This is a genomic window from Halorubrum persicum (genome assembly GCF_002727125.1).
GTDB classification, from domain to species: domain Archaea; phylum Halobacteriota; class Halobacteria; order Halobacteriales; family Haloferacaceae; genus Halorubrum; species Halorubrum persicum.
The window spans coordinates 29,067-46,214 of sequence record NZ_NHOA01000149.1 but is presented as its reverse complement, the minus strand read 5'-3'; the positions used below and the strand labels follow the sequence as shown (position 1 = coordinate 46,214).

Annotated in this window: 18 protein-coding genes; 11 read left to right on the top strand and 7 right to left on the bottom strand. The window is 72.8% G+C overall.

The annotated features are described in order from the left end of the window. Positions 1-45: 45 nt before the first annotated feature. Positions 46-1,146 (bottom strand): NADH:flavin oxidoreductase/NADH oxidase, encoded by a 1,101-nt coding sequence (locus DJ69_RS16450; protein WP_099256608.1) that lies wholly within the window; start codon positions 1,144-1,146, stop codon positions 46-48. A 134-nt stretch (positions 1,147-1,280) separates the two neighbouring features. Here DJ69_RS16450 and DJ69_RS18580 point away from each other — a divergent pair, with 134 nt between their 5' ends. After that, positions 1,281-1,442, top strand: coding sequence for a hypothetical protein (locus DJ69_RS18580; protein WP_180271852.1), 162 nt, complete (start codon positions 1,281-1,283; stop codon positions 1,440-1,442). A gap of 37 nt (positions 1,443-1,479) precedes the next feature. On the opposite strand, the gene DJ69_RS16445 is transcribed toward DJ69_RS18580, so the two are convergent. After that, positions 1,480-1,932 carry a DUF7124 domain-containing protein gene (locus tag DJ69_RS16445; RefSeq protein WP_099256607.1) on the bottom strand — a complete coding sequence of 151 codons (453 nt, stop codon included), beginning with the start codon at positions 1,930-1,932 and terminating at the stop codon, positions 1,480-1,482. Between the two features lie 110 nt (positions 1,933-2,042). On the opposite strand from DJ69_RS16445, the gene DJ69_RS16440 reads away from it, so the two are divergent. Next, a complete protein-coding gene (locus tag DJ69_RS16440; protein ID WP_099256606.1) occupies positions 2,043-2,870 on the top strand; it encodes a BtpA/SgcQ family protein in 828 nt (275 codons plus the stop codon). Positions 2,871-2,927: 57 nt separating this feature from the next. On the opposite strand, the gene DJ69_RS16435 is transcribed toward DJ69_RS16440, so the two are convergent. Both DJ69_RS16435 and DJ69_RS16430 read right to left on the bottom strand, forming a co-directional pair. Further along, a complete protein-coding gene (locus DJ69_RS16435; protein WP_099256605.1) occupies positions 2,928-3,920 on the bottom strand; it encodes a carbohydrate kinase family protein in 993 nt (330 codons plus the stop codon). Positions 3,921-3,950: 30 nt separating this feature from the next. Further along, on the bottom strand, positions 3,951-4,478 hold the full coding sequence (locus tag DJ69_RS16430; RefSeq protein ID WP_099256604.1) for a nucleoside deaminase: 528 nt from the start codon (positions 4,476-4,478) through the stop codon (positions 3,951-3,953). A gap of 104 nt (positions 4,479-4,582) precedes the next feature. Here DJ69_RS16430 and DJ69_RS16425 point away from each other — a divergent pair, with 104 nt between their 5' ends. The 3 genes from DJ69_RS16425 to DJ69_RS16415 are packed head-to-tail and all read left to right on the top strand — an operon-like array spanning position 4,583 to position 8,764. After that, on the top strand, positions 4,583-5,488 hold the full coding sequence (locus DJ69_RS16425) for a CehA/McbA family metallohydrolase (RefSeq protein ID WP_099256603.1): 906 nt from the start codon (positions 4,583-4,585) through the stop codon (positions 5,486-5,488). Between the two features lie 49 nt (positions 5,489-5,537). Next, complete coding sequence (locus DJ69_RS16420; protein ID WP_099256602.1) at positions 5,538-6,791, top strand: molybdopterin molybdotransferase MoeA; 1,254 nt, start codon at positions 5,538-5,540, stop codon at positions 6,789-6,791. After that, positions 6,788-8,764: a molybdopterin biosynthesis protein gene (locus DJ69_RS16415; RefSeq protein WP_099256601.1), complete on the top strand. Its 1,977-nt coding sequence runs from the start codon at positions 6,788-6,790 to the stop codon at positions 8,762-8,764. The genes DJ69_RS16420 and DJ69_RS16415 overlap by 4 nt, the downstream gene beginning before the upstream one ends. On the opposite strand, the gene DJ69_RS16410 is transcribed toward DJ69_RS16415, so the two are convergent. The 3 genes from DJ69_RS16410 to DJ69_RS16400 all read right to left on the bottom strand — a co-directional run bounded on the left by DJ69_RS16410 (position 8,734) and on the right by DJ69_RS16400 (position 12,095). Continuing rightward, positions 8,734-9,195 (bottom strand): PaaI family thioesterase, encoded by a 462-nt coding sequence (locus DJ69_RS16410; RefSeq protein WP_099256600.1) that lies wholly within the window; start codon positions 9,193-9,195, stop codon positions 8,734-8,736. The two genes, DJ69_RS16415 and DJ69_RS16410, sit on opposite strands and share 31 nt — an antisense overlap. Before the next feature lie 245 nt (positions 9,196-9,440). Further along, positions 9,441-10,328: a hypothetical protein gene (locus tag DJ69_RS16405; RefSeq protein WP_099256599.1), complete on the bottom strand. Its 888-nt coding sequence runs from the start codon at positions 10,326-10,328 to the stop codon at positions 9,441-9,443. An 87-nt stretch (positions 10,329-10,415) separates the two neighbouring features. Continuing rightward, entirely contained in the window at positions 10,416-12,095 is a 1,680-nt protein-coding gene (locus DJ69_RS16400) for a sensor histidine kinase (protein WP_099256598.1), read from the bottom strand. Between the two features lie 129 nt (positions 12,096-12,224). On the opposite strand from DJ69_RS16400, the gene DJ69_RS16395 reads away from it, so the two are divergent. The 6 genes from DJ69_RS16395 to hemA all read left to right on the top strand — a co-directional run bounded on the left by DJ69_RS16395 (position 12,225) and on the right by hemA (position 17,138). Beyond that, the gene (locus tag DJ69_RS16395; RefSeq protein WP_099256597.1) at positions 12,225-12,950 is read left to right on the top strand and encodes a lipoate--protein ligase family protein; all 726 of its coding nucleotides are present in this window, start codon (positions 12,225-12,227) and stop codon (positions 12,948-12,950) included. Between the two features lie 125 nt (positions 12,951-13,075). Then, positions 13,076-13,474 (top strand): 30S ribosomal protein S6e, encoded by a 399-nt coding sequence (locus DJ69_RS16390; RefSeq protein WP_099256596.1) that lies wholly within the window; start codon positions 13,076-13,078, stop codon positions 13,472-13,474. 11 nt (positions 13,475-13,485) lie between these two features. Further along, positions 13,486-13,953 (top strand): DUF7112 family protein, encoded by a 468-nt coding sequence (locus DJ69_RS16385; RefSeq protein WP_099256595.1) that lies wholly within the window; start codon positions 13,486-13,488, stop codon positions 13,951-13,953. Positions 13,954-14,038: 85 nt separating this feature from the next. Continuing rightward, complete coding sequence (gene ahbB, locus DJ69_RS16380; protein ID WP_099256594.1) at positions 14,039-15,124, top strand: siroheme decarboxylase subunit beta; 1,086 nt, start codon at positions 14,039-14,041, stop codon at positions 15,122-15,124. Further along, positions 15,121-15,798, top strand: a complete 678-nt coding sequence (locus DJ69_RS16375) for a precorrin-2 dehydrogenase/sirohydrochlorin ferrochelatase family protein (protein WP_099256593.1) — start codon at positions 15,121-15,123, stop codon at positions 15,796-15,798. The genes ahbB and DJ69_RS16375 overlap by 4 nt, the downstream gene beginning before the upstream one ends. Beyond that, positions 15,795-17,138 (top strand): glutamyl-tRNA reductase, encoded by a 1,344-nt coding sequence (gene hemA, locus DJ69_RS16370; RefSeq protein ID WP_099256592.1) that lies wholly within the window; start codon positions 15,795-15,797, stop codon positions 17,136-17,138. The genes DJ69_RS16375 and hemA overlap by 4 nt, the downstream gene beginning before the upstream one ends. The last annotated feature ends 10 nt before the right edge of the window (positions 17,139-17,148 follow it).

Sequence of the window (17,148 nt, the reverse complement as noted above, 5' to 3'; positions counted from 1 at the left end):
GAATAAGTCTTCCCGGCCCGTGCGAGGGAGTCCCGCGCGTCCCCCTCAGTCGAACTGCCCGCGCCGGTACTGCACCGGCCACTCAACGTCCGCGCCGAGCTCGTGGGCGGCCTCCAGCGGCCAGTAGGGGTGACGGAGCAGCTCCCGGCCGAGCGCGACGAGGTCCGCCCGCCCGTTTTGGACGAGGGCGTCGGCGTGGGTCGGCTCCGTGATCCCGCCGACGGCGGCGACCGGCACGTCGGTCGCCTCTCGGATCGCCTCGGCGTACGGCACCTGATACCCCGGCCCCGTTCCGGGGAGCTGCTGGTCCGGGTGGATCCCGCCGCCGGAGACGTCGATCAGGTCGGCGCCGGCCTCGGCGAGCAGGGGTGCCAGCCGCACCGAGTCGTCGGCGTCCCACGAGTCGCGGTCGGGGAGCCAGTCGGTCGCGGAGATGCGGACGAAGATGGGTTTCCCGTCGGGCCAGACGTCGCGGACGGCCTCGACGATTTCGCGGAGGAGCCGGGTGCGATTCTCGAAGCTCCCGCCATACGCGTCGTCGCGGTCGTTGGTGACCGGCGAGAGGAACTGGTGGAGCAGGTAGCCGTGGGCCGCGTGGACCTCGGCGATCTCGAAGCCGGCGTCCCGCGAGCGCTCCGCGGCGGCGGCGAACGCGTCGGTCACCCCGGCGATGCCCGCGTCGTCCAGCCGGCGGGTCGCCGCCAGCTCGTCCTCGTCGGCGTCCGGGTCCGGGTACGGCGCGTCGGTCGCGGAGACCGTCTCCCACCCCTGCTCGGCGTCGGCGGGGATGGGGGCACCGCCCTCGGCCGGTGGCCGGTGCGAGGCCTTCCGGCCGGCGTGAGCGAGCTGGATCCCGGGGGTCGCGCCCTGCGATTTGACGAACTCCACGATCGGCTCGATCGCCTCGGCGTGCTCGTCGGACCAGATTCCCAGACAGGCCGGGGTGATGCGGCCGCGGGACTCGACGGCGGTCGCCTCGGTCATCACGACTCCCGCCCCGCCGGCGGCCCGGGAACCGAGGTGGACCCGGTGCCAGTCGTTCGCGAGCCCGTCGTCCGCGGAGTACTGGCACATCGGCGACAGCATCACGCGATTCCGGAACTCGGTGTCGCGCAGCGTGAACGGGGTGAAAAGCGAGTCGGGCATGATATCGGCCGACGGTGGCCACGGGGTAATGGGCTCCGGTCCCCCACCCGGATCGCCGCCGAACTGCCCCCGTCGGTTTTCGAGGTTTAGGTCGACCGAAACCTATAACCCCCCGCTCCCCTGACCCAACGGTAATGACCGCTGGGGACCGGATCGAACACGAGGTCGAGGAGTCGTCGGACGCACGGCCGCGGGTCGAGGCGAGTCGCTGCTCGCCGGAACGCACCGTGTTCACGGAGGAGGGGAACACGGACGCGTGGATCGCGACCGATCTGACCGTCGAACTGGAGCGGTAGCGACGCGACGCGAACCGCGCGTTCTCGCCGGAGGCGCTCAGTCCAACCGCTTCTCTACCGCCCGCCACAGGCGACCGACGATCCCCGACTGGCTCGACCGCTCGGGCTCCGACAGCGCCCAATCCGCCTTCTCCGCCGCCTCGTCGATCGAGAGGTATTCGAAGCCGACGTGGGTGGCGACGCGCCGGTTCGCGTCGGACGCGCCGACGAACACCGCCCGCGGAGCGTCGGTCTCCTCGTAGACGTCTTCGAGCGTCCCCCACTTGTCCCAGTTGCGGAGCGCGTAGTCGTTCTCGACTCCCGTCTCGCGGACGAAGCGCTCGACCGCGTCCGCGTCGTTGGCGACGATCCCGACGTGGCGGCTCCACTCGCGCGCGTCAGCGAGCGTCGCCTCCGGCTCCGCGAGCCGCCGTGCGGCGCCCAGCGAGAGGACGAGCGTCACCTCGCCGGTGCGGTCGACCGGGTCCGGATCGTCGACATCGATCCCCATCGTTCGGAGGCCCGTTCGTGCCCGAGCGGCTAAACGGTGGGGGCGGAGCGCGGCGCGGACGACCCCCGTGTGGTGAGACTTATGCGCCGCGGGGGTCTTCGGTCGACATCATGGAGTTCGAGGCCACCTTCGGAACCCGCGCGCCCGTGATCGGCATGGTACACCTCCCGCCCCTCCCGGGAGCGCCGAAGGCGCCGGACGACGGTGCGACCGCGATGCGGGACGCGCTCGACCGCGCCGCCGCCGACGCCCGCGCGCTCGACCGGGGCGGCGTCGACGGGATCATGGTCGAGAACTTCGGGGATGCCCCGTTCTATCCGGACGACGCGCCGAAACACGTCGTCGCGGGCGTCACGCGGGCCGCGACGGCGATCGCGGCCGAGACCGACCTCCCGCTCGGGATCAACGTCCTCCGCAACGACGCGGACGCGGCCCTGTCGGTCGCCGCCGCGGTCGGCGCCGACTACGTCCGGGTGAACGTGCACACCGGCGCTCGGGTCACGGACCAGGGCGTCGTCGAGGGGAAGGCCCACGAGACGATCCGGCTCCGCGACCGGCTCGGCGTCGGCGTGGGCGTGTTCGCCGACACCGACGTGAAACACTCCGCGCCGCTCTCGGCCGAGGGGTTCTCCGCGGAGTCGTTCGCCGACACCGCCGAGCGGGGGCTCGCCGACGCCGTGATCGCCTCGGGGCGCGGGACCGGCGAGGCGATGGACCCCGAGGCGCTCGAGGCCGTCGTCGACGACCGCGACGCGCACGGGCTCGACACGCCGGTCCTCGTCGGCAGCGGCGTCCGCGCCGACACGATCGGCGACGTGCTCTCGGTCGCCGACGGCGCGATCGTCGGCACCGCGCTCAAGGAGGGCGGCGAGACGACCGCCCCGGTCGACGCCGAGCGGGTGGCGGAGGTCGTCGCACGGGCGGACGAGGTGCGGTGAGCCGGGTCAGCGGCGGCGAGCCGGTCTCCCGTCAGTGCGTCGGCCGCCGGGCTCCGCTCAGCGTCCCCGCTCAGCGAGGAACGCTTCCACTTCGTCTCGGGTCGGGAGTCCGCGCTGGGCGAAGCGGGACGTGCAGTTGATCGCGGCGACCGCGGCCGCGAACCGGACCCCGTCGGCGACGCCGACACGCCCGCCGTCGGCGAACCACCGATCGATCAGCCCCGCGACGAACGCGTCGCCGGCGCCGGTCGCGTCGACCCGGTCGACGTGGAACGCGTCGTACTCACTGACGTTCCCGTCGGCGACGACGGTCATGCCGTCGGCGCCGTGGGTGAGGACCGCACGGGGCCAGCCGTCGCCGCCGAGCGATGACCGATCGGGGTCACCGCGCGCGCGCTGTGCGGCCGCGATGCGATCCACCGCGGCGTCCGGCCCGCCGAAGTAGGCCGCGGCCGCCACGTCGCCGGCGACGAACAGGTTGGCGGCGCGGAGGAGCCGGTAGATCGTCTCCGGCTCGGTCCCGCGGCCGACGAGCTCCTCGACCGGACCCGAGAGGTCGAAGGCGAGCGCGGGCGGGTCGGCGGCCGACTCGACCGCATCGAGCACCGCCCGCGAGACCGAGTCGGGCGTGTACCCGGTGAGAAAGACGGCCTCGGTCGCGGCGAGCGCCTCGCGGTCCGCCGCGTCCAGCCGGAGGCGCCGGAAGCTCTCACCCGCCGTGACGATGGCGCGCTCGCCCGCGGGATCGCTGAGTATCACCGACCGCGTCGAGGGGTCCTCTCCGACCGAGACGCGAGAGGCGTCGACGCCGGTGTCGGCGAGGTACTCGCGGGCCCGCCGGCCGTACTCGTCGTCGCCGACGCGGCTCACGAGCCCGACCTCGCGCCCGAGCCGGTCGAGCGCGACGCAGACGTTGGCGCCGACGCCGCCGAACGCGGTCGTCACCTCCCTCGCGAACGCGCCGCCGTCGGGCTCGGGGAGGTTGCTGACGGCGTACCACTCGTCGATCGCCGCGGCGCCGACCGCGAGAACCGGCGGCGGTCCGGTCATCGGTGCCGCGCCCCCCTTCGCTGGGCCGAGCTACGCGTCACCGTACACCGACTCGTGGAGCTCCATCGCGGCCGACTCGGCGATCGGTCCGTCGACGTCCGTCTCGCCGTCGGCCCGCCGGATCACCTCCGCGCAGGGGATCGACACCACGTCGCCGGTGAGCTCGTCGAGGGTCTCGCCGGCGACGCCGAAGACGACCCGGCCGATCCCGGCGTAGTGGATCCCGGCCGCGCACATCGGGCACGGCTCGGTGCTGGCGTACATCGTGCAGCGTGCGCGCTCGTCGGCGTCGAGCTCGCGGCCGGCCCACCGCGCGAGCGTCAGCTCCGGGTGGGCCGCCAGATCGTCCTCGGTCAGCGTCTCGTTGTGACCCTCGCCGACGATCTCACCGTCGAGGACGAGCAGCGCGCCGAACGGGGTGTTCCCCATCTCGACGGCCTCCTCGGCGAGCTCGATCGCGCGATCGACGTACTCGCGGTCGGTCGCGTCGACGTCGGCGTCCTGGTCGGCGTCGTCCGGCGCGGCCTCGCCCGTCGCGTCGTCTTCCGGGTCGCTCATACGTCCGTGTTCATCCACGGGTACCTAACCCTTGTCTGACGCGCCGGCGGCGGGTCGTCTGACGCGGCGGTCGCGTTTATATGTCTCCCGGCGTTACCCCAGCCGTGTCCCGCGTCACCGTCAGCATCGACCCCCACGTCCACTCGGACGACAGCTACGACGGCCACGAACCGGTGGAGCTCATCTTGGAACACGCCGCGGAGATCGGGCTCGACGCGGTGGTCATCACCGACCACGACGTGATCGGCGAGTCGAAGCGCGCGGCCGAGATCGCCGACGAGTTCGGGCTGATCGGTATCCCGGGCGTGGAGGTGTCGACCGCGCACGGCCACCTGCTCGCGATCGGCGTCGAGCGCATGCCGCCGCGCCGGCGCCCCTACGACGAGACGGTCGCGTGGATCCACGACCACGGCGGCGTCGCGATCGTTCCGCACCCCTTCCAGCGGTCGCGGCACGGCGTCCGCGAGCGGAACATCCCCGTACCGGGCGCGGAAGACGGGGAGGCGGGGGCGAACGGCGCGAGCGTCGACGCCGCCGGGGACGGGGGATCGCCGGTGGCCCCGCCGATCCCCGAGGTCGACGCGATCGAGGTGTTCAACGCGTGGCTGTTCACCGGCTATCGCAACCGCCGCGCGCGGCGGTTCGCCGCCAAGTACGGCTATCCGGGGGTCGCCGCGAGCGACGCGCACCACTTAGAGTACGTCGGGCGCGCGTTCACCGACGTCGAGGTCAAGGGGCGCGAGTCGGTCGACGCCGTCACGGCGGACGACGTGCTCGACGCGATCCGGAACGGGACCACGCGGGTGGACGGTCGCCGCGCGCCGATCCGGATGGCGGCGAAACACTACGTCGGCGCGGCCGGCCGCAAGTCGGGGTACTACGCGCGGACCGGAGCGATCCGGAGCGCGACCGCCGCGCGCCGCGGCGTCGCCGAGGCCGTCTCGACCGCCCGGGTCGCCGTCTCGCAGGGCACCCACCGGGCCGCGCGCGTCCTCTCGTGGGTGACCTGACGGTCCCGCCGGAGACGGGTTTTTGCCTGCGCGCGCGAAACGACCGGCCATGAGCCACGACAGACGCGAGGCCGGCTTCAAACGGCGGACCCGCGTCGCGGACGCGCTGGCGACGCTGCTCGACGCCGCAGAGCCCCACGGCCGGACCGAGTCGGCGCCGCTCGCCGACGCGGACGGGCGGGTCGTCGCCGAGCGGATCGACGCGCCGAGGCCGGTCCCGAACTACGACCGCGCGGCGATGGACGGGTACGCGGTCCGCGCCGAGGACACGTTCGGGGCATCGGGTCGGTCGCCGGCAGTCCTGCGCGCGGTCGGCACCGAAGCCGATTCGATCGCGCCGGGCGAGGCCGCGCGGGTACACACCGGCAGCGCGGTCCCCGAGGGCGCCGACGCGGTCGTGATGATCGAGGAGGTGGAGGCGGTCGGCGACGAGGTCGAGACGTTCGACGCGGTCGCCGAGGGCGAGAACGTCGGCGAGGCGGGCGAGGACGTGGCGGACGGCCAGCGGCTCTTCGAGGCCGGGCATCCCCTCCGCCCCTCCGATCTCGGGCTCCTGCAGTCAGTCGGGCTCGACGCGGTCCCCGTCTACGAGCGCCCGACCGTCGCCGTGATCCCGACCGGCGAGGAGCTGGTCCAGTCCGACCCCGGTCCCGGCGAGGTGATCGAGACGAACGGGCTCACGGTCTCCCGGCTGGTCGAGCGGTGGGGCGGAACGGCCCGGTATCGCGACGTGGTCACCGACGACGAGGACGCGCTCGCGGCCGCGATCGAGGACGACCTCGACGCCGACGTGGTCGTCACCACCGGCGGGTCCTCGGTGGGCGAACGCGACCTGCTCCCGGAGGTCGTCGACGCCGTCGGCGAGGTGCTCGTCCACGGTGTCGCCCTGAAGCCGGGGCACCCGGTGTGTCTCGGCGTCGCCGACGACACGCCGGTCGTCTCCCTCCCGGGGTACCCGGTCGCCTGCATCGTCAACGCCGCGCAGTTCCTCCGACCGCTGCAGAAGCACGTCGGCGGGACGACCGCCGCGCCGTTCCCGACCCGGCGCGCGAGGCTCGCCCGGAAGATCCCGAGCGATCCGGGGACCCGGACGTTCGCCCGGGTGTCGCTCTCGGCGGACGCCGACGAGCCGGACGGCGACGGAACGGCGGAGCATCCCACCGCCACGCCGACCCGCGCCAGCGGCTCGGGGATCCTCTCGAGCGTCGCGCTCGCGGACGGGTGGGTCGTCGTCCCCGAGCCGCGAGAGGGGATCGACGCCGGCGAAGTCGTCGACGTGGAGCTGTGGGAGGCGAGCCCATGAGCGACCGCAAGGAGTTCCGCGACCTCGCGACGCCGGCGGCCGCCCGCGAGGCGATCGACTCGCTCGACCTCTCGCCGGAGCCGGAGGCGGTCCCGCTCGAGGACGCGCGCGGCCGGGTCCTCGCCGAGCGGATCGACGCCGCCATCGACGTGCCGGGGTTCGACCGCGCCTCGATGGACGGGTACGCGGTCCGGGCCCGCGACACCTTCGGCGCCGACGAGGCCGATCCGGCCGAACTCGACCTCGTCGGGGCGGTTCACGCGGGCGCGGCGCCGGACGTGACCGTCGACGCCGGGACCTGCGCCGAGATATCCACCGGGGCCGTGATGCCCGACGGCGCCGACGCCGTGGTGATGGTCGAGCGCACGGACGAAGTCGGCGCGGGAGGCGACACCGACCGAATCGCGGTTCGGACCGCCGTCGCCCCGGGCGACCACGTGATGAGCGCCGGCGCCGACATCGCCGCCGGCGCGCGCGCGCTCGGCCCCGGGACGCGCCTGACGCCCCGCGAGATCGGCCTGCTCTCGGCGCTCGGCGTCGACGAGGTGCCGGTCGTCGGGACGCCGCGGGTCGGGATCGTGTCGACCGGCGACGAGTTGGTTCGCCCCGGGGAGGCGCTCGACCCCTCGCGCGGCGAGATCTACGACGTGAACTCGACGACGATCGCGGCCGGCGTCGAGGAGGCGGGCGGTGAGCCCGTCCTCTACCCGCACGCCGGCGACGACTACGACGAGATGGAGCGGCTGCTCCGGCGCGCGGCCGACGAGTGCGACCTCGTGCTCTCGTCCGGGTCGACCTCGGCGAGCGCGGTCGACGTGATCTACCGGGTGATCGAGGAGCGCGGCGACCTCCTGCTCCACGGCGTCGCGGTCAAGCCCGGGAAACCGATGCTGATCGGGCGGCTCGACCGGCGCGACGACGTGGACGCGCCCGGATCCTCGGCGTACGTCGGCCTCCCCGGCTACCCCGTCTCCGCGCTCACGATCTTCCGGACGTTCGTCGCGCCGGCGATCCGCGAGGCGGCCGGTCGGCCGGAGCCCGCGACGGCGGCCGTGGACGGGGAGATGGCCGTCGCCGAGCGCTACGGCGAGGGCCGCATGCGACTGATGCCGGTCGGACTGCTCGACCCGGACGACGGCGGTCTCCCCCTCGTGTATCCGGTCGATAAGGGGTCGGGCGCGACGACGAGCCTCGTCGAGGCCGACGGCGTCGTCGCGGTCGACCCGGACACCGAGTACCTCGACCGGGACGAGCGCGTCTCGGTGCAGCTGTTCTCGCCCGACGTTCGCCCGCCGACGCTGCTCGGAGTCGGCGAGGACGACCCGGCGCTCAATCGCCTGCTCGACCGGCTCGAGCGTCCCCGATACCTCCCGGTCGGTTCTCGGGAGGGCCACCGCCGACTCCGCGACGGCGTGCCCGACGTGGCGGTCGTCGCCGGCCCGACTGACAGGGACGTCGAGGCCGTCGACCTCGGCGGATGGAGCCGCGAGTGGGGGGTGGTCGTCCCCGAAGGCAACCCCGACGGCGTGACGGACCTCGCGGACCTCGTCGACGGCGACATCCGCTTCGTGAACCGGTCGACCGACTCGGGGCTCCGCCGCAGCCTCGACGACGCGCTCGCCGACCTCGCGGCCGACCGCGACGAGTCGCGCCGCGACCTCACCGACCGGATCGACGGCTACGATCTGACGGTCCGCGCGTTCGAGAGCCCGGCGAGGACGGTTCTCGCCGGCGATGCCGGCGCCGGGCTCGGACTCCGCGAGACCGCGGAGCGGCTCGGCTGCGGGTTCGTCTCGCTCGGCGAACAGCCGGTCGTCGTCCGCGCCGCGTCCGACCGCGCCGACCGCGCCGCGGTCGAGGAGCTCGCGGCTGCGCTGGAGGACCTCGGTGACGCCGGAAGCGGCCTCGGCGAGGGCGACGGGATCCTCGCCGACCTCCCGGGCTACTCGCGGAACAGCCGGAACGACCCCTGACCGACGACGACCTCGGCGGTGTTGCCGTTCGTCGCGCTGGTGACCGTCATGTCGCTGACGCCGATCGAGCCGCCCGACCTGACGACCGTCGCCTCTGCGCGGAGGTCGCCGGTCGCCGGCCGGAGGTAGTTCGCGTTGAGGTTCACCGTCGAGACGCCGCCGGAAAACGGGTCCTCGAAGGCGGTACGCTGGACGATGCCACCCGCAGTGTCGGCGAGCGTGGCGGCCACCCCGCCGTGGATGGTGCCGCCGTCGCTGTTCGTCAACTTGTCGTCGAACGGGATCGAGAGGACGACCCGCCCGCGCTCGACGACGTCGATAGACGTGTTCAGCCACGAGAGATAGCCGTGCTCCTCCTCGATCCGCCGCTTGATGAGTTCGACCGCCTCCGTCGGCAGCGGCTCCATCGCTTCGACCTCGCTCCGGTCCATACCCCACCGTCGGCGTCGCCCCGCTTGTAGCCCCCGGAACTCGCAACAACGGCTGGGAGGTTGGGAACGGACGGACCGCGGCAGGACCCCAACACCGACGCCTTATCGGCGATCCCGCGCCATCCGCCCCGTGACCTGACCCGTCGCCCCGCGGCGGCCGAGGCGGGAGCCCGGCACACCGCCGCGGCGGAGCGTTCGCACCGGCTGTTCGCCACACGCCTCGGCAGCCGCCGGTTCCGCCGAGCTCACCCGACGCCGAGCCGGATCGGATCGTCGCTCGGAGAGAGCGCGAGCGAGACGGCTTCCCCGAGTTCGAACTGGCTGTCCGGGCAGACGACCTTCGCACCGAGCCCGTCGCCCCTGGCCGCGAACAGCGACAACCCGACCACGCGGTCGCCGTTCGCGAGCAGGTCGACGGGGTCCCACGAGAGGCCGCGTCCGCTCGCGACGCCGACGCGGGTCCCCCACAGCGACACCGCCGTCCCGTCCGCGAGCGCGTCGAACGCGCCGCCACCCGCGTAGTGCGCCAACCCGCCATCGACGGGGACCCCGCGGTCGCTCGCGAGCGCCGCGAACCGCCGGTCGGGAGCCGGATGGACCGGCGCGTCGAGGACGACGTGCGTCGGTCCCCGTTCGACGACCGTGCCGGTTCCGTCCCATCGGACCCCCTCGACCGGCACGTCGACGTCGACCGGGAGCGACCCGCTCGCTCGGAGCGCGTTCGCCCCTGGCGGTCTGAACCCGAGGTGGACGTGATCGTCGACCCACCGCCCGAAGAAGCCGGAGCGCGTCAGCGGACCGAGCGCGTCGCCGACGGCGATGCGGTCGCCGGGCGACACCGCCGGGACCACGTGGAGGATCCGCGCGAGGGTTCCGGGCGCCGCGCCCGCCCGTCGGCACCAGTCGTCGTCGAGTTCGACGACGATCAGGTGGTCCTCGTCGGCTGCGTACGATCGGTCCGGACAGCCGACGGTCCGCGTCTCGCGGACGACGCCGGCGACCGGCGAGATCCCCGCTTCGCCGTCCGGATAGAGGTCGATCGCACAGCCGTCGTCGTGTGCGGGATACGGGGAGTTGAACCGCGAGAACCGCCGGTAGCGGTCGAGCACCGACGGCGGGAGCGTGACGACCATCGGATCGGATCGACGGGCTCGACGGGCAAGTGGGCGTCGGAGCCGCCCGTCGCGACCGATCTCCGAGACGACCGTCCGCACGCCGAATCAGTCGTTCGCGGGCTCGATCCCCGAGATCACGAAACGGGCGCCGCCCGACGCCGATTCCTCGACGGAGAGCTCCCAGCCGTGCGCGTCGGCGATGTCGCCGACGATGGCGAGCCCGAGCCCGGTGCCGCCGGCGAGAGAGACGCCGCGTTCGGTCACCGTCGAGCGCTGGTCCGGCGGCACGCCGGGACCGTCGTCGGCGACCGCGAGCGCGACGCCGTCCTCCCGCTGCTCGATATCGACCCGCACCGCCACGTCGTCGCCGGCGTGTTCGATCGCGTTGCGGAACAGGTTCGAGAGGAGCTGTTCGAGCCGGTCGCCGTCGGCGAGTACGGGCACGTCCGTCCCGTTAACCGACAGCGTCGCCGCCGCGGTTTCGAGCCGGGACCAGACCCGTCTGGCGGTCCCGTCGATCGAGACGCGATCGACGGCGTCGACCGACTTCCCGGCGGTCGCCAGCGACAGCAGCCCCTCGATCAGGTCGTCCATCCGCTCGTGGGCGTTCGCGGCGCGGTCGAGCGCGTCCGCGTTGCTCCCGGTGTCGCTGCGGGCGAGCTCCACCGCCGCAGTCGCCGCGGCGAGCGGGTTCCGGAGGTCGTGGGAGACGACGCCCGCGAAATCTTCCAGCCGTTCGTTCTGCCGCTCTAACTCGGACTCACGGCGCTCCAGTTCGGTCTGGCGGCGCTCCCGCTCGGTCACGTCGCGGAGGAGGAACACGTGTCCGCGGTCGGTGCCGCGGGGGTCCGTGATCGGGTCCTCTTGGATGTCGAACTGGCGCTCGCCGATCGATATCGGGTGTTCCACGCCGACCTCGAGGCGCGGGAACACGTCCGACAGCGACGATCCGACCGCGTCCGGCGGCAGGAGCTCCTCCGCCGCCGGGTTGAGGTCCCGGATCCGGCCGTCGGAGCCGGCGACGATCACGGGGTCTTGCATCACCTCCACGGCGGTGTCGCGGGCGACGACGGCGGCGTCGAGCGTCCCGAGCCAGAAGACGGTCCCGTACAGGAACACGCCGTGGACCACGAGCCCCGCCGGGAACCACGCGAGGTTGGCGTAGCTCCCCAGGTCGACGACCGTGACGATCCCGCCAAGGAACGGGAACAGCGTTCCGAGCAGGATCACGAACGTCTGAAGCCGGTAGCGGTTCCCCGTCCGCCGGTACAGATCGACGACGACGAACGTGCCGGCGAGACACAGCCCGTAGGCGTACAGCAGGAACGCCGCGTCCGCGATCCCAAGTTCGAAGGAGAGCAGCGTGAACGGGCCGTCGGCGACGGCAGTCAGCGAGCGGCGCGAGAGGCCGTGCGTCCCGCTCGACCAGGCGGTCAACACCCAGACGAACGCCGGCGCCGCGAGCGCGACCGTCCGGTTCTCCGTGCGCCACCGGTCGTGGCCCGTGAACGCCAGCACGAACGCCATCCAGACGCCGGGGACCGCAGCGACGAGCGGCGTCGACAGGTTGAGCGCCACGATCATGGCCAGTTCGCTCGCGGCGGCGACTCTGACGGCGTACAGCAGCGATATTCCGCCGCCACAGAGCAGGTAGAGCGCGACTTCGGTGCCGCCGGGCTCCTCGCGGTCGGTCCACGCGACGTACCCGAGTCCCAGCCCGATGATCCCGGCGAGCAGGCAGGCTGCGAGATACGCCTGCACCGGCAGCGCGCCGAGATCGCTCATCGTTACCAGATACAGTCAGAGAGCCGGCAAAACATTTGTGTCACGGGCTCGCAGCCGCTCCCGTTCGCGGACGACGCGCGTCTGTCGCGCGTCGTAACCGGCTTGTTCGGTCGCCCCTTCACTATCCCCATGCGCGTGCTCAGAGGTCGCGACCCACGCCCCAGTGCGGACCGAGAGCACACCGCGACGCTGCTTGCGCGCGCGGGGGACGGGACTCCCGGACTCCGGGTGTGGACGCCCCCCAGACAGGTCGCGTTCGGCCGCCGCGACGCCAGAGAGTCGGGGTTCGACCGGGCGGAGCGGCTCGCCGCCGAGCGGGGGTTCGCGCCGATCGAGCGCGACGTGGGGGGACGCGCCGTCGTGTATCCGGGCGACACGCTCGCGTTCGCGCACGCGTTCCCGCTCGGTGACGGTCGCGGGGACGACCGAACTCTCGGGTCGATTCCGGCCCGGTACGAGCGCGCGACCGAGACGGTCCTCGAAGCGTTACGGGGCCTCGGTGCGGACGTGTCGCGAGGTGAGCCGCCGGAATCGTTCTGTCCGGGCGACCACTCGGTTCGCGCCGCAGGCGGCGGGAAGATCGCGGGGATCGCCCAGCGAGTCCGCGGCGACGCGGCGCTCGTGGCCGGCTGTCTGGTCGTCACGAGAGGCGACGCCGACCGTATCGCCGACACCACGGCGCCGGTGTACGACGCGCTCGGTGTTCCGTTCGATCCCGACACGGTCGGAAGCGTCGCGGCGGCGGGCGGTCCGGAGCGTCCGAAGGCCGTCGCCAGAGCGTTGGAAGGCGCGTTCGTCGACGGAGCGTGGGGCGACGGCGACCCGGCGATCCGGTGGATCGCCGGCGACGACTGACCGGCGATCGGCGGTCGCGACGCGGTTCGCGGGGCGGTTTCCGGCGGATCGAAGGGGATCGGAGACGGACGCTGCCGGATCGCGGTTTCGACGTGCTTTTTATTCGCGGGGGTCTCGGTTCGCCCATGGCCGAATTCAAAGTCGTCATCGCCGACCCCGACACCGGCGAGACGTTCCAGCGAGAGGTCGACGGACAGGACGCCAACCGGTTCCTCGGTCGCGAGATCGGCGACGAGATCGGCGGTGACGCCGTCGGGCTCTCCGAGCACACGATCGAGATCACCGGCGGCTCCGACGAGACCGGTCGCCCGATGCGCGAGGACGTCTCCGGCACCCGCCTGAAGGAACTGCTCCTCGAGGGTGGCGTGGGATTCGAGCCGTCCCGCGAGGGCGAGCGCAAGCGCGTCACCGTCCGCGGCCGCGAGGTCGACGACGACGTGGCGCAGATCAACGTCTCGGTCGTCGACGGCGACGATGTCGCCGCCGCGCTCGGCGAGGGCGACGCGGACGCCGACGAGGAGTAACCCCCTTTTCGATGCCCCGCGTCCCCTCCGACGACGAGGGCGTCGCCTCGATCCGCGTCTCGCTCGCCCGGAGCGGCGGCACTCGCCGACCCTGCGTCCGGCTCCCGAACGACGACGAGCTCGACGGGCGCGTCGAGTCCGGCGACTGCGAGTCGCTGGCGCTCTCCGCGGGCGACATCGTTCGCGTCGCCATCGATCGCGAGGAGTACTACGCGCCCGTCCGAAGCGACGGCGAGGGGCGGCTCCTCCGGGGCGCGTTCGACAACCGACGGCTCGCGCGCGAGCCCGGCGAGGGGGCGAACCGCCTCGCCGAGTGGCTCGACGACAACGACCGCGATCCGGGCGACGTGATCGTCTTCGACGTCGTCGTTGCCGGCGAGCAGTACGGGCTCCGGATTCCGGGCGAGCGGACGGTGTACGAGGCGACGCGCGGTCCTCGCTCGTCGCTGTCCGACATCGCTCGCAACCTCGACGGCTGAGTGTCGGCCGTCGGTTCGACCGGTCGGCGTCAGCGGCGACGCGGCGGTCGAATCGCTTATTCTCGCGCGGACCCGATGTCGGAGTATGCAAGAGGTCGACGCGGATCTGACGGCGCTCGACCGCGGGATCATCAACGCCTTCCAGGGCGGGTTCCCGGTGATCGAGCGCCCCTTCGAACCGGCCGCGGCCGCGCTCCGCGAGCACGGGGTCGACGTGACTGGCCCGGAGCTGTGCGAGCGCGTGCGCGAACTCGACGAGGAGGGGATCCTCTCCCGGTTCGGGGCGCTCGTCAACGCCGAGGAGATCGGCGGGGCGGCGTCGCTCGTGGCGATGCACGCGCCCGAGGACCGGTACGACGAGATCGCGGAGACGGTCAACGGGTTCTCCGCGGTGGCGCACAACTACGAGCGCGAGCACCCGCACCTCAACATGTGGTTCGTGGTGAGCGTCGCCGACCACCCGGACCCCGACAAGGACGGCGCCGACCGGGTCGACGAGGTGCTCTCGGAGATCGAGGTCGCGACCGGCCAAGAGACGTACAACCTCCCGAAGGTCCGCGAGTTCCACGTCGGCGCGAAGTTCCTCGTCGACGGGCCGGTCCCCGAGGGCGAGGTTGATCGCTCCGATCTCGGGCCCGCCGTCTCGCCGAGCGACCGGTCGACGCTCACGCCCGACGAGCGAGACCTCGTCGTCGAGATACAGGGCGGGCTCCCGATCACGGAGACGCCGTACGCCGACGTGGCGGCCGCGATCGGCGCCGACACCGACTGGGTGATCGAGACGATCAAACGGTTCAACGCGGAGGGGAAGGTGCGCCGCGTCGGCGTCATCCCGAACCACTACGCGCTCGGATACACGGAGAACGGGATGACCGTCTGGGACGTGCCCGAGGACGCGCTCGACGAGGTCGGGCCGGCGGTCGCCGGGCTCGACTTCGTCACCCACTGCTACCAGCGCCCCCGCCACGAGGGCGTCTGGGAGTACAACTTCTTCGCGATGACCCACGGGCGGACGGAGGCCGAGAGCGAGCGCCGGATCGCGGAGGTGAAAGAGCTGATGGACGAGTACTGGGAGGTCGACGAGAGCGACTGGGACACGCTGTTCTCGACCCGGATTCTGAAGAAGACGGGGATCCGCATCGCCGACCGCGCCGACAGCAACACCGCGTGATCCCGCTGTATCACGACTTCGCCGACGAGACGGTGCTGGTGTTCGGCGGCGGCGCCGTCGGCTCGCGGAAGGCGTCTCGCTTCGCCGACGAGGCGCGGGTCGTCGTCGTGAGCCCCGCGTTCGACGGTCGGCTGGTCGAACTCGCCGAGGCGGACGCGGAGTCGGTGGAGCTCGTCCGCGCGGCGCCGACCGCCGACGCCGTCCGCGGCTGGGTCGACCGCGTCGGACCGGCGCTCGTCGTCGCCGCCACGGACGACGCCGCCGTCAACGCGGCGGCCGAGGCGGCGGCGCTCGAGGCGGGCGCGCTCGTCAACCGAACCGACGTGTCGGCCGCGGACCGCTCGGGCGGGCGGGGAGCGCGAAGCGTCGTCGTCCCGGCGACGGTCGAGGACGACCCGGTCAGGGTGGCGCTCTCGACCGGGGGAGCGAGCCCCGCGCTCGCGAAGGCGCTCCGCGAGCGGATCGAGGCGGAGATCGACGGCGCCGGCGCGATGGCGGAGCTGTCGGGAACGCTCCGAGCGGAGCTCAAAGACCGGGATGTCGACCCCGCGAAACGCCGGGAAGCGATCCGCCGCGTCGTGCGATCCGAGGGGGTTTGGAAGGGTTTACAAAAGGGGGATTCCTACGGTCAGGAAGAGGCGTATTCCGTGATCGAGGAGGTACTCACCAGATGAAGGAGACGGGCGCTATCACCGGCGTGAGTGTCGCCCACTCCCGCGCGACGGTCGACGAGATCGAGGCCGCGGGCGGCGACGGCGTCCGCGCCACCGTCTCGGACCTGCTCGCGCGCGACGGCGTCGAAGAAGCGTTCGCGCTCCAGACGTGCAATCGCTCGGAGGCGTACGTCGTCACCGATCGGACCGTCGACGGCTCGGTCGCGCTGGAGTCGTTCGCGCCCGAGGTCCGCGGCGGCGCGGTCCGCCGGCTCGATCACGAGGAGAGCTTGGAGCATCTGATGCGGGTCGCCTCCGGGCTCGAATCGTTGGTGCTCGGCGAGGACCAGATCATCGGACAGCTCCGCGAGGCGTACGAGGAGTCGAAGTCCGCCGGCGGCATCGGCCCCGTGCTGAAAGACGGCGTGACGAAGGCGCTCCACGTCGGCGAGCGCGCGCGCAACGAGACGTCGATCAACGAGGGCGTCGTCTCGCTCGGCTCGGCCGCGGTGCGGCTGGCCGCCGACGAGATCGACCTCACCGACGGCTCCGCGGTCGTGGTCGGCGCCGGCGAGATGGGAACGCTCGCGGCCCGGACCCTCGACGACACCCCGGTCTCGGAGATCGTCGTGGCCAACCGGACGGTGCCGAACGCCGCGTTCGTCGCCGAGGAGGTCGACACTCCCGCGGAGGCCGTGCCGCTCGCCGACCTCCCGGCCGTGGTCCCGGACGCCGATATCGTGATCGCGGCGACCGGCAGCCCGGACCCGGTGATCCGGTCGCAACACGTGGCGGGCGCGGACCGGCTCGTCTGCATCGACATCGCGCAGCCGCGGGACGTGGACCCGTCGCTCGCCGACCGCGAGGGAGTGACGCTGTACGACATCGACGCGTTGGAAGACGTGACGCGCAAGACCCGCGAGAGCCGCGAGGAGGAGGCCCGGGAGGTCGAGGCGATCATCGACGAGGAGCTCGACCGCATCCTGGAGGCGTACAAGCGCAAGCGCGCCGACGACGCCATCTCGGCGATGTACGCCAGCGCCGACCGCGTGAAGGCAAGAGAGGTCGACCGCGCCGTCTCGAAGCTCGAAGCGCAGGGCGACCTGACCGACGAGCAGCGCGAGACCGTCGCGGACCTCGCGGATGCGTTGGTCGGCCAGCTGCTCGCCGCCCCGACCCGGTCGCTGCGCGACGCGGCCGGCGAGGACGACTGGGAGACGATCCGGACCGCGCTCCAGCTGTTCGACCCCGAGTTCGACGCGCTGCCGGAGGGGCCGGGCGGGAGCGAGTCCGGACACGACGCGGCGCCCGGCGACATGGAGTCCGCGCCCGACTCCGTCACCGAGGAGCTCGACGACTGATCCGCCTTAC

Bases quoted from the DNA above. Each gene is read 5' to 3' on its own strand.
- DJ69_RS16385 (WP_099256595.1), top strand. From the start codon at position 13,486: ATGCCCCGCGTCCCCTCCGACGACGAGGGCGTCGCCTCGATCCGCGTC.
- DJ69_RS16405 (WP_099256599.1), bottom strand. From the start codon at position 10,328: ATGGTCGTCACGCTCCCGCCGTCGGTGCTCGACCGCTACCGGCGGTTC.
- DJ69_RS16395 (WP_099256597.1), top strand. From the start codon at position 12,225: ATGCGCGTGCTCAGAGGTCGCGACCCACGCCCCAGTGCGGACCGAGAG.
- DJ69_RS16420 (WP_099256602.1), top strand. From the start codon at position 5,538: ATGAGCCACGACAGACGCGAGGCCGGCTTCAAACGGCGGACCCGCGTC.
- DJ69_RS16450 (WP_099256608.1), bottom strand. From the start codon at position 1,146: ATGCCCGACTCGCTTTTCACCCCGTTCACGCTGCGCGACACCGAGTTC.
- DJ69_RS16435 (WP_099256605.1), bottom strand. From the start codon at position 3,920: ATGACCGGACCGCCGCCGGTTCTCGCGGTCGGCGCCGCGGCGATCGAC.
- DJ69_RS18580 (WP_180271852.1), top strand. From the start codon at position 1,281: ATGACCGCTGGGGACCGGATCGAACACGAGGTCGAGGAGTCGTCGGAC.
- DJ69_RS16400 (WP_099256598.1), bottom strand. From the start codon at position 12,095: ATGAGCGATCTCGGCGCGCTGCCGGTGCAGGCGTATCTCGCAGCCTGC.
- hemA (WP_099256592.1), top strand. From the start codon at position 15,795: ATGAAGGAGACGGGCGCTATCACCGGCGTGAGTGTCGCCCACTCCCGC.
- DJ69_RS16390 (WP_099256596.1), top strand. From the start codon at position 13,076: ATGGCCGAATTCAAAGTCGTCATCGCCGACCCCGACACCGGCGAGACG.
- DJ69_RS16415 (WP_099256601.1), top strand. From the start codon at position 6,788: ATGAGCGACCGCAAGGAGTTCCGCGACCTCGCGACGCCGGCGGCCGCC.
- DJ69_RS16445 (WP_099256607.1), bottom strand. From the start codon at position 1,932: ATGGGGATCGATGTCGACGATCCGGACCCGGTCGACCGCACCGGCGAG.
- DJ69_RS16440 (WP_099256606.1), top strand. From the start codon at position 2,043: ATGGAGTTCGAGGCCACCTTCGGAACCCGCGCGCCCGTGATCGGCATG.
- DJ69_RS16410 (WP_099256600.1), bottom strand. From the start codon at position 9,195: ATGGACCGGAGCGAGGTCGAAGCGATGGAGCCGCTGCCGACGGAGGCG.
- DJ69_RS16430 (WP_099256604.1), bottom strand. From the start codon at position 4,478: ATGAGCGACCCGGAAGACGACGCGACGGGCGAGGCCGCGCCGGACGAC.
- ahbB (WP_099256594.1), top strand. From the start codon at position 14,039: ATGCAAGAGGTCGACGCGGATCTGACGGCGCTCGACCGCGGGATCATC.